The organism is Empedobacter sp. GD03861, from assembly GCF_029840885.1.
Taxonomy (GTDB): domain Bacteria; phylum Bacteroidota; class Bacteroidia; order Flavobacteriales; family Weeksellaceae; genus Empedobacter; species Empedobacter falsenii_B.
Genome location: NZ_JAOCDJ010000017.1, coordinates 40,925 through 47,888, shown reverse-complemented (window position 1 = coordinate 47,888; position 6,964 = coordinate 40,925). Strand labels below are relative to the sequence as shown.

Sequence of the window (6,964 nt, the reverse complement as noted above, 5' to 3'; positions counted from 1 at the left end):
TTGATTAATAATTTCTAATGCTTGGATGGAATAATTAAGTTGCGAAGAAATTTTAGAAGTTTTAACTACTAAAATGATAAAAACAATAAATAAAATAGAAGAAATAATCAAATATAAATTGTTGCTCGACGTAACATAAAGCAAGAAAAATACAACTGAAATAATAAATGCAATAAGCCTGATATTGCTAATTCTATTCTTTTTCGATTTCAATAAATCAAAATCATTTTGTAGTTTTTCTTCAATTTTTATATAGTCTTCCATTTTTAATTTTATTTCTGATTAAAGGTAGTGGTATAAACAATAAAAGAGCGAAATTTCGCTCTTTTATTATTTTTTAACTTCTTGAAATTGTTTTTCTGTAATTATTCCTTTTTCAACCATTTTAGAAAGCCAATCAATAATTTCCTGCTTTTCTTTAGATTTTAATTGTGAAAGATTAATTGTTGAATAATTTCCAATATCATTTTCTATTCCATATTTCTCAGTTATAGCATCCAAATAATCTATATAAGCTTTTTCAAAGTGATATTTTTCTGCCATTATTTTTGAATAAACCATTAAAGAATCTGTTCTACCTTCAAAATTTGAATCTTTTAAATGATAAAATAATTCTGAATAAGCTTCTTCATCACCAAGTTTCTTCACTTTTGTAGTAATCGAATCGTAATTATCAGAAATTGAATTCATTGTTGTTACATTCTCGTGAATTATAGGTGTAACAATATTGTTTTCTTTTTTACAAGAAAACAATAAAAATATAATAATAAATGAAAATATGTTTTTCATTTTTAATGATTACAACACTTTTATTTCGAATACTTTTTCATCATTCAAATAACCTTCTAAGGTATCTTTTGAATTGATTTTAGAAACTCCAGCTGGCGTTCCTGTAAAAATTAAATCGCCTTTTTTCAAGGTAAAATATTTAGAACATTCTGCAATCAACGTATTGATATGAAAAATCATATCTTTTGAATTTCCTGTTTGCACGTTTTCTCCATTTCGATCTAATTTGAACGCTAAATTCTCTAAATCAAAATTTTCTTTTGGATAGAAATCCGAAGCAAATGCAGAACCATCAAAAGCTTTTGCAATTTCCCAAGGAAAACGTTTTTCTTTTAATTCTTGTTGTACATCGCGCGCTGTAAAATCAATACCTAAACCGATTTCTGAGAAATAACGATCTGCAAATTGAGGCTGAATCATTTTTCCAACTCGATCAATTTTAATCACAATTTCCGTTTCGAAATGAACTTCTTTCGTAAAACTTGGAATCACAAAAGGAAAACCTTTTCTCAAAATTGCAGAATCTGGTTTCATGAAAAACATTGGAGATTCTGGAATTGGATTATTTAATTCTTTTGCATGTTCGACGTAATTTCGTCCGACACAAATAATTTTCATCGCTTAAAAACCGTTTTGTAATTTGATTCGTGTAAAAACTTTCTTTGTATATAAAGGAAAATCAGCATTCTGAATCCACGAATAATAACCTGGATCTTTCGCAAAAATATCCGTCACAACTTGTCCTTTATATTTACCAAACGAAATAATTTCTTGGTCTTTATCATTGTACTGAATAAATCCAGCTAAATCAGCCGTTTTACGTTGAGATGAAAATTCGCTCAAAAATTTATTGTCATTTTCAAGTTCGTCATATTTCTCGATTTGCGCCATCAAAACTTCGTAAGTCGCAATTGTGTCAGCTTCCGCAGAATGTGCATCAATCAAATCTTTATCACAATAATACTTATAAGCAGCGCTCAAATTACGAGGTTCCATTTTATGATAAATCACTTGCACATCAATTGGACGATGTTTTGATAAATCAAAATCAAACCCGTTACGCAATAATTCTTCTGCCAAAAGCGGAATATCAAAGCGATTTGAATTGTATCCAGCCAAATCAGAATCTTTAATCATTTCCATAATCGCAGGAGCAAGCTCTTTGAAAGAAGGCGCATCGGCAACATCTTCGTCAGAAATTCCGTGAATTAAAGTTGTTTCTGGTGGAATTGGAATTCCAGGATTAACTTTCCAAGTTTTTACTTCTTTCGATCCATCTGTCAAAGCTTTTACGATAGAGATTTCGACAATACGGTCTTTTGAAACATTAGTTCCTGTTGTTTCTAAATCAAAGAAACAGATATTTTTAGTTAATTTCATTTTGTAATTTCTTTTCTAAAAATGATTGAGATAAGGATGTACAATAAGATGATTAGCGGAATTGCAGCAACTTGCAACCAAGCCACTAAACCTAATGTAATGATTAAGAAAATATATTTATAATAATTTTCTGCCCAACTCAATCCTTTAAATTTTAAGGCAAATAATGGTAAATCGACAATTAATAAAACACTAAATACAATAGAAACGGCAATTAATAAATACGGATCAACAGATGGATTTATAATTTGTCCATTATTGTAATAGATAGAAAATAATGAGAAAATAAATAAGGTATTTGATGGTGTTGCCAAACCTTTGAAATACGTTGCTTGATCTTCATCTAAATTAAATTTTGCTAATCGTAACGCCGAAAAAGCAGGAACTAAAAAAGCTAATAATGAAATTGCAGCAATTTTTAAATTCTCATTTTCATAAATAAAATCAGTTGAAAAATGATTAAACATCGAAAATAACATCAATCCTGGTACAACACCAAACGAAATACAATCTGCCAAAGAATCCAATTCTTTTCCAATCGGGCTACCAATATTCATTAGTCGTGCAACCATTCCGTCCAAAAAATCAGCAACTAATGAAATCAACATCAAAACCATCACAATTGTAACTGTGGTAGTTGTGATTTGAGCATTGCTCGAAATCATGAAAATGGCTGATAATACACCACATGAAAGATTAAGTAGTGTTAGAAAATTTGGAATTGTAAATAATTTCATAAATGAATTTTTCATCACAAAAGTACAAACAAAAATTAATCTGAATCCTTTTTAAACACAATAAAACCACTATTTTTGAGTTTTTATATTCGTAATTCATCAATTTTGAAAAAGACATTCCTTATATTATCTGTTCTAGCAAGTCAATTTGCTTTTTCTCAAACCACACGCAAATATTCGAACGAGTTTTTGAATATTGGTGCAGATGCGCGCTCGTTTGCAATGGGTAATGCGGTTGTGGCGAATATTGGAAATGCTAATGCGGCTTATTGGAATCCTGCTGGATTAACGGAAATTACCTATGATTGGGAAGCTGCAGCAATGCATGCTGAATATTTTCAGTCGATTGCGAAATTTGATTATGCAGCGGTTGCAATTCCGTTGAGAGAAAGTAATTCTACGATTGCATTTTCGCTTACGCGTTTTGGTGTTGATGATATTCTGAATACGACAGAATTAATTGATAATCAAGGAAATATTAATTACGATAAAATCTCTAAATTTTCTACAGCAGATTATGCTTTGACGATGTCTTATGCAGGAAATGTGTTCAACAATAAAGATATTCAGTTTGGTGCAAATGCTAAAATTGTTTATCGTCATATTGGGAAATTTGCGCAAGGATTTGGTTTCGGAATTGATCTTGGTTTGCAATATCGTACTGATAATAAAATGTATTTTGGTTTGATGGCACGTGATATTACGACAACTTTCAATGCATGGAGTATCAACAAAGAAAAGGTAAAAGAAATTACAGTTGATGAGCCAAGTAATGAAGGTGAGCCAACAATTTTGAATGATTTGCCAGGAGAAAATATCGAATTAACAATGCCTAAATTGCAATTTGGAGTTGGAAAACGTTTCGATTTTAATGAACGAGTTTCGCTGTTGGGAGAGATTGATATGAATATCGAATTTCAACAAACTAATGCTGCAATTTCTGGAAAAGGATTTTCGATTTCGCCACAAGTTGGTCTTGAATTAGGTTATGATGACATGGTTTTTGTACGTGGAGGATTGAATAATTTACAGAAAATTTCGCAATTTGATGGAAAAGATAAAACTCAAATTCAGCCAAATGTTGGGGTAGGTTTCAAATACAAAGGAATCTCGATTGATTATGCTTTGACAAACTTTGGAGACAGCGGTTTGGGATTATATTCTAACATTTTTTCTGTTCGTTTCGAGATGGATAAATGGAGATAAATAAGTTTTACCCATAATTATATTGATAGGTATATTTTTCTGAATATTGATATTTTATACTCTGTCAAGTGTTTCCAAAAGCGTTTGGGCTTTGTAACATCGAATTTTTCCTTGTTTCAATTGTTGTCCAATTAAAATAAGACTCCCATAAAACATTATATTTTGGATCAGTCTTCGCAAAAAATAAATCTTAATAATCTTCTCAAAACGAATAAATATCGCTGAAAAAAGTTTAACAAAAAATTTAATCGTACTCTAAATTGATTAAAAGTTCAGTCTTTAATCGGCTGATAAAATTACAATCTAATTCAGCAAGAAGAATATCAATTAATTGAGACAAAAAATCGCGGTGAATATAGTTAAATAAAAAGGTTTTTTCATTGGTCATAAAATAGAAATCAAAATGACTAAAATAACCAGAAATTGATTTAATCTCTAATGTTGGAAGCTCTTCGGGCTGAAAAAAATCACTTAATTTTGCGCGATAATTATGGATTTTCTTGATAGAATTTGAAGTAGAATCAACATATTCTATATTCAAATCTTCAATTTCATCTGAATAGAATTGATACAAAAATTCATTTTTAGGATAATCATTTATGTACAAATTGAAACGATTATCTTTTTGGTATAACTGAAAAAGTCGATTAAATTCTTGCACATTATTGATCATAATATATGAAGTTAAATGATTGATTTGAATAAATTTAATGACATTTAGTTAAATAATCAAATAAAAAAGAGCCAAATTAGTTTTGGCTCTTATATTTTTAGTAACGTATTGTTCTTGTTGTATTTGAAATTGGTTGATCGATATCTTTGGAGTATTGTGTGCGTTTTGTCCAATTTTTGTGATTATCGTATTGATATTTAATCGTTGATATATTTTTTACTTTTCCTGCTTCATCAAGCACCGTTTCTTCGATAATATTATTGTTTTCATCAAATTTTCGCACATATTTATTGACTTGTTTATTGTCTTTGTCTACATAAGTTTCCTCTATTGGATTGCCTTTTGCGTCATTTTTATAATTCAACGTATAAGTTCCTTGATTATATTTCACCAATGTTTTGACTAAAAATCCATTTTGATATTGAAACGTTTTCTCGATAAAAACATCCGAATCTTCCAATAAATTAGTTTCTCTTTCGTAAGTTACATTCTGATTTTGATCTAATTTATATTCCGTTTTAGAAACATTAACATCATTTTCGCTTTTCGTCACGATATAACCATCTGTTGTATATTCGTAATCAAAATTGAAAACTAAACTTTCGTCATTGTTTTTCATTTCTCTCGAAATCAATTTATTCGATTCATTATAATTAAATGTTTCAGCAAAAGTTTTATTTCCAGCTTCATCAAAATAATCACATTTTGTTGGATTTCCATCTTTATTATACGTTGATTTTGTGTAATATTCGGTTTCGTAACCTTCGATAAACTTCATGCGAATACGTGCTTTTTGCATCGATTCTTCAATAAAAGTTGGATTTCCTAAAACATCATTTTGCTGTAATTCAGATTTTTGAGCAAATGCAAATCCTGAAAATAATATCGTAATTAAAGCAATGTTTTTTAACATATGTTGTATTTTTTTATTCTTGAATAGAAAGATTAACCAAAATTAATCCAAAAATGTAGATTTCTTGATCTATTTAAAGGTGAACGTAAAAACTAGAACTTATATTTGAAAAAAAAATAAAAAAATGAGCACAAAATTTAAACTTTTAGGAAATCAACCAGCATTTATCGATTTATCATTGTTATTAGTACGTTTAGCTGCTGGTGGATTTATGTTTACACACGGATTCGGAAAATTGCAAAAATTAATCAATGGAAATTTCGAATTTGGAGATCCAATTGGACTTGGACCAGAAATTTCTTTAGGTTTAACTGTTTTTGCGGAAATACTTTGTGCTTTTTTAGTTTTGGTCGGATTATTTACTCGTTTGGCGGTAATTCCACTAATCATTACAATGTTAGTTGCTGTATTTATCGTGCATGCAGATCATGATTTTGGTAAAAAAGAATTGGGATTATTCTACTTAATCAATTATTTAGTTATATTTTTATCAGGCGCAGGAAAATATTCTTTAGACAAATTGATTCTTAAAAAATGATAAAAACATTAACCTATAGCTTATTAATTTGTACTTCTGCATTATTTGCTCAATCAAAAAATATGAAAAACATTGTTTATACGCCATTAACAAAGGCAGAAACGACATTAATAAAAGAAAAGAAATCCTATGATCCTTTTCGTGTTTTATTAACGACTTCGAATGCAGATACAAAAATCTTAAAATCAATTTCTATTGATATTGATCCAAAAGATCCGTTAATCAAATTATTGGCCGATCGTATGTATGCGACTGTACAAGATGAGGCGAGTAAAGGTGTTGGAATTGCTGCTCCGCAAATTGGGATTAATCGCAACGCGGTTTGGGTGCAACGTTTTGATAAAGAAGGCGAACCTTTTGAGTTTATTATCAATCCAAAAATTACTTGGTATTCGGACATTGTTCGTCACGGTCGTGAAGGTTGTTTATCTATTCCTGATATTTTCGGAAAAGTGTATAGAAGCTTGGTTCTTCGATTGGAGTATTATGATTTGGATGGAAATTTTCATGATGAAACGGTAGAAGGTTTTACAGCGGTTATTTTTCAGCACGAATACGATCATTTAACAGGAACTTTATTTACGGATCGAATGAAAGAGCAAGAAAAGCTAAATTATGTGAAAGCTGAAGTAATGAACGATGTTTTTTACTTGAAAAAGGCAGGTTCTTTTATAGATGACGACGATGATGAAGATTAAAAATTTCTTAAAACGTAGAAATTATTATGC

General features: G+C 29.7%; 10 protein-coding genes. 3 read left to right on the top strand and 7 right to left on the bottom strand.

Annotated features, from left to right (window positions below; all coding sequences use genetic code 11):
- The 5 genes from N5D03_RS09570 to N5D03_RS09550 form a co-directional block, all read right to left on the bottom strand.
- Positions 1-264, bottom strand: a 264-nt coding sequence (locus N5D03_RS09570) for a hypothetical protein (protein WP_280051503.1), incomplete at its 3' end; no start/stop codon positions are given.
- 66 nt (positions 265-330) lie between these two features.
- A complete protein-coding gene (locus tag N5D03_RS09565; RefSeq protein WP_152606127.1) occupies positions 331-789 on the bottom strand; it encodes a hypothetical protein in 459 nt (152 codons plus the stop codon).
- Positions 790-798: 9 nt separating this feature from the next.
- The gene (locus N5D03_RS09560) at positions 799-1,407 is read right to left on the bottom strand and encodes a fumarylacetoacetate hydrolase family protein (RefSeq protein ID WP_038334221.1); all 609 of its coding nucleotides are present in this window, start codon (positions 1,405-1,407) and stop codon (positions 799-801) included.
- A 3-nt stretch (positions 1,408-1,410) separates the two neighbouring features.
- Positions 1,411-2,169: a 3'-5' exonuclease gene (locus N5D03_RS09555; protein ID WP_180904396.1), complete on the bottom strand. Its 759-nt coding sequence runs from the start codon at positions 2,167-2,169 to the stop codon at positions 1,411-1,413.
- On the bottom strand, positions 2,166-2,906 hold the full coding sequence (locus tag N5D03_RS09550) for a CDP-alcohol phosphatidyltransferase family protein (RefSeq protein WP_280051502.1): 741 nt from the start codon (positions 2,904-2,906) through the stop codon (positions 2,166-2,168). Before N5D03_RS09550 ends, N5D03_RS09555 begins: the two co-directional genes overlap by 4 nt.
- Positions 2,907-3,011: 105 nt before the next feature.
- Between N5D03_RS09550 and N5D03_RS09545 the strand changes: the two genes are divergently transcribed.
- Positions 3,012-4,112 (top strand): PorV/PorQ family protein, encoded by a 1,101-nt coding sequence (locus N5D03_RS09545; protein ID WP_280051500.1) that lies wholly within the window; start codon positions 3,012-3,014, stop codon positions 4,110-4,112.
- A gap of 244 nt (positions 4,113-4,356) precedes the next feature.
- Here N5D03_RS09545 and N5D03_RS09540 read toward each other — a convergent pair whose 3' ends face one another.
- Together N5D03_RS09540 and N5D03_RS09535 are read right to left on the bottom strand one after the other, a co-directional pair.
- Positions 4,357-4,785, bottom strand: a complete 429-nt coding sequence (locus tag N5D03_RS09540; protein ID WP_280051499.1) for a hypothetical protein — start codon at positions 4,783-4,785, stop codon at positions 4,357-4,359.
- A 97-nt stretch (positions 4,786-4,882) separates the two neighbouring features.
- Entirely contained in the window at positions 4,883-5,698 is an 816-nt protein-coding gene (locus tag N5D03_RS09535) for a hypothetical protein (protein ID WP_280051497.1), read from the bottom strand.
- A gap of 124 nt (positions 5,699-5,822) precedes the next feature.
- Between N5D03_RS09535 and N5D03_RS09530 the strand changes: the two genes are divergently transcribed.
- Both N5D03_RS09530 and def read left to right on the top strand, forming a co-directional pair.
- Positions 5,823-6,236, top strand: coding sequence for a DoxX family protein (locus N5D03_RS09530; RefSeq protein WP_180904370.1), 414 nt, complete (start codon positions 5,823-5,825; stop codon positions 6,234-6,236).
- Complete coding sequence (def, locus tag N5D03_RS09525; RefSeq protein WP_038335809.1) at positions 6,233-6,934, top strand: peptide deformylase; 702 nt, start codon at positions 6,233-6,235, stop codon at positions 6,932-6,934. Before N5D03_RS09530 ends, def begins: the two co-directional genes overlap by 4 nt.
- Positions 6,935-6,964: the final 30 nt, after the last annotated feature.

Bases quoted from the DNA above. Each gene is read 5' to 3' on its own strand.
- N5D03_RS09565 (WP_152606127.1), bottom strand. From the start codon at position 789: ATGAAAAACATATTTTCATTTATTATTATATTTTTATTGTTTTCTTGT.
- N5D03_RS09560 (WP_038334221.1), bottom strand. From the start codon at position 1,407: ATGAAAATTATTTGTGTCGGACGAAATTACGTCGAACATGCAAAAGAA.
- N5D03_RS09555 (WP_180904396.1), bottom strand. From the start codon at position 2,169: ATGAAATTAACTAAAAATATCTGTTTCTTTGATTTAGAAACAACAGGA.
- N5D03_RS09550 (WP_280051502.1), bottom strand. From the start codon at position 2,906: ATGAAATTATTTACAATTCCAAATTTTCTAACACTACTTAATCTTTCA.
- N5D03_RS09540 (WP_280051499.1), bottom strand. From the start codon at position 4,785: ATGATCAATAATGTGCAAGAATTTAATCGACTTTTTCAGTTATACCAA.
- N5D03_RS09535 (WP_280051497.1), bottom strand. From the start codon at position 5,698: ATGTTAAAAAACATTGCTTTAATTACGATATTATTTTCAGGATTTGCA.
- N5D03_RS09530 (WP_180904370.1), top strand. From the start codon at position 5,823: ATGAGCACAAAATTTAAACTTTTAGGAAATCAACCAGCATTTATCGAT.
- def (WP_038335809.1), top strand. From the start codon at position 6,233: ATGATAAAAACATTAACCTATAGCTTATTAATTTGTACTTCTGCATTA.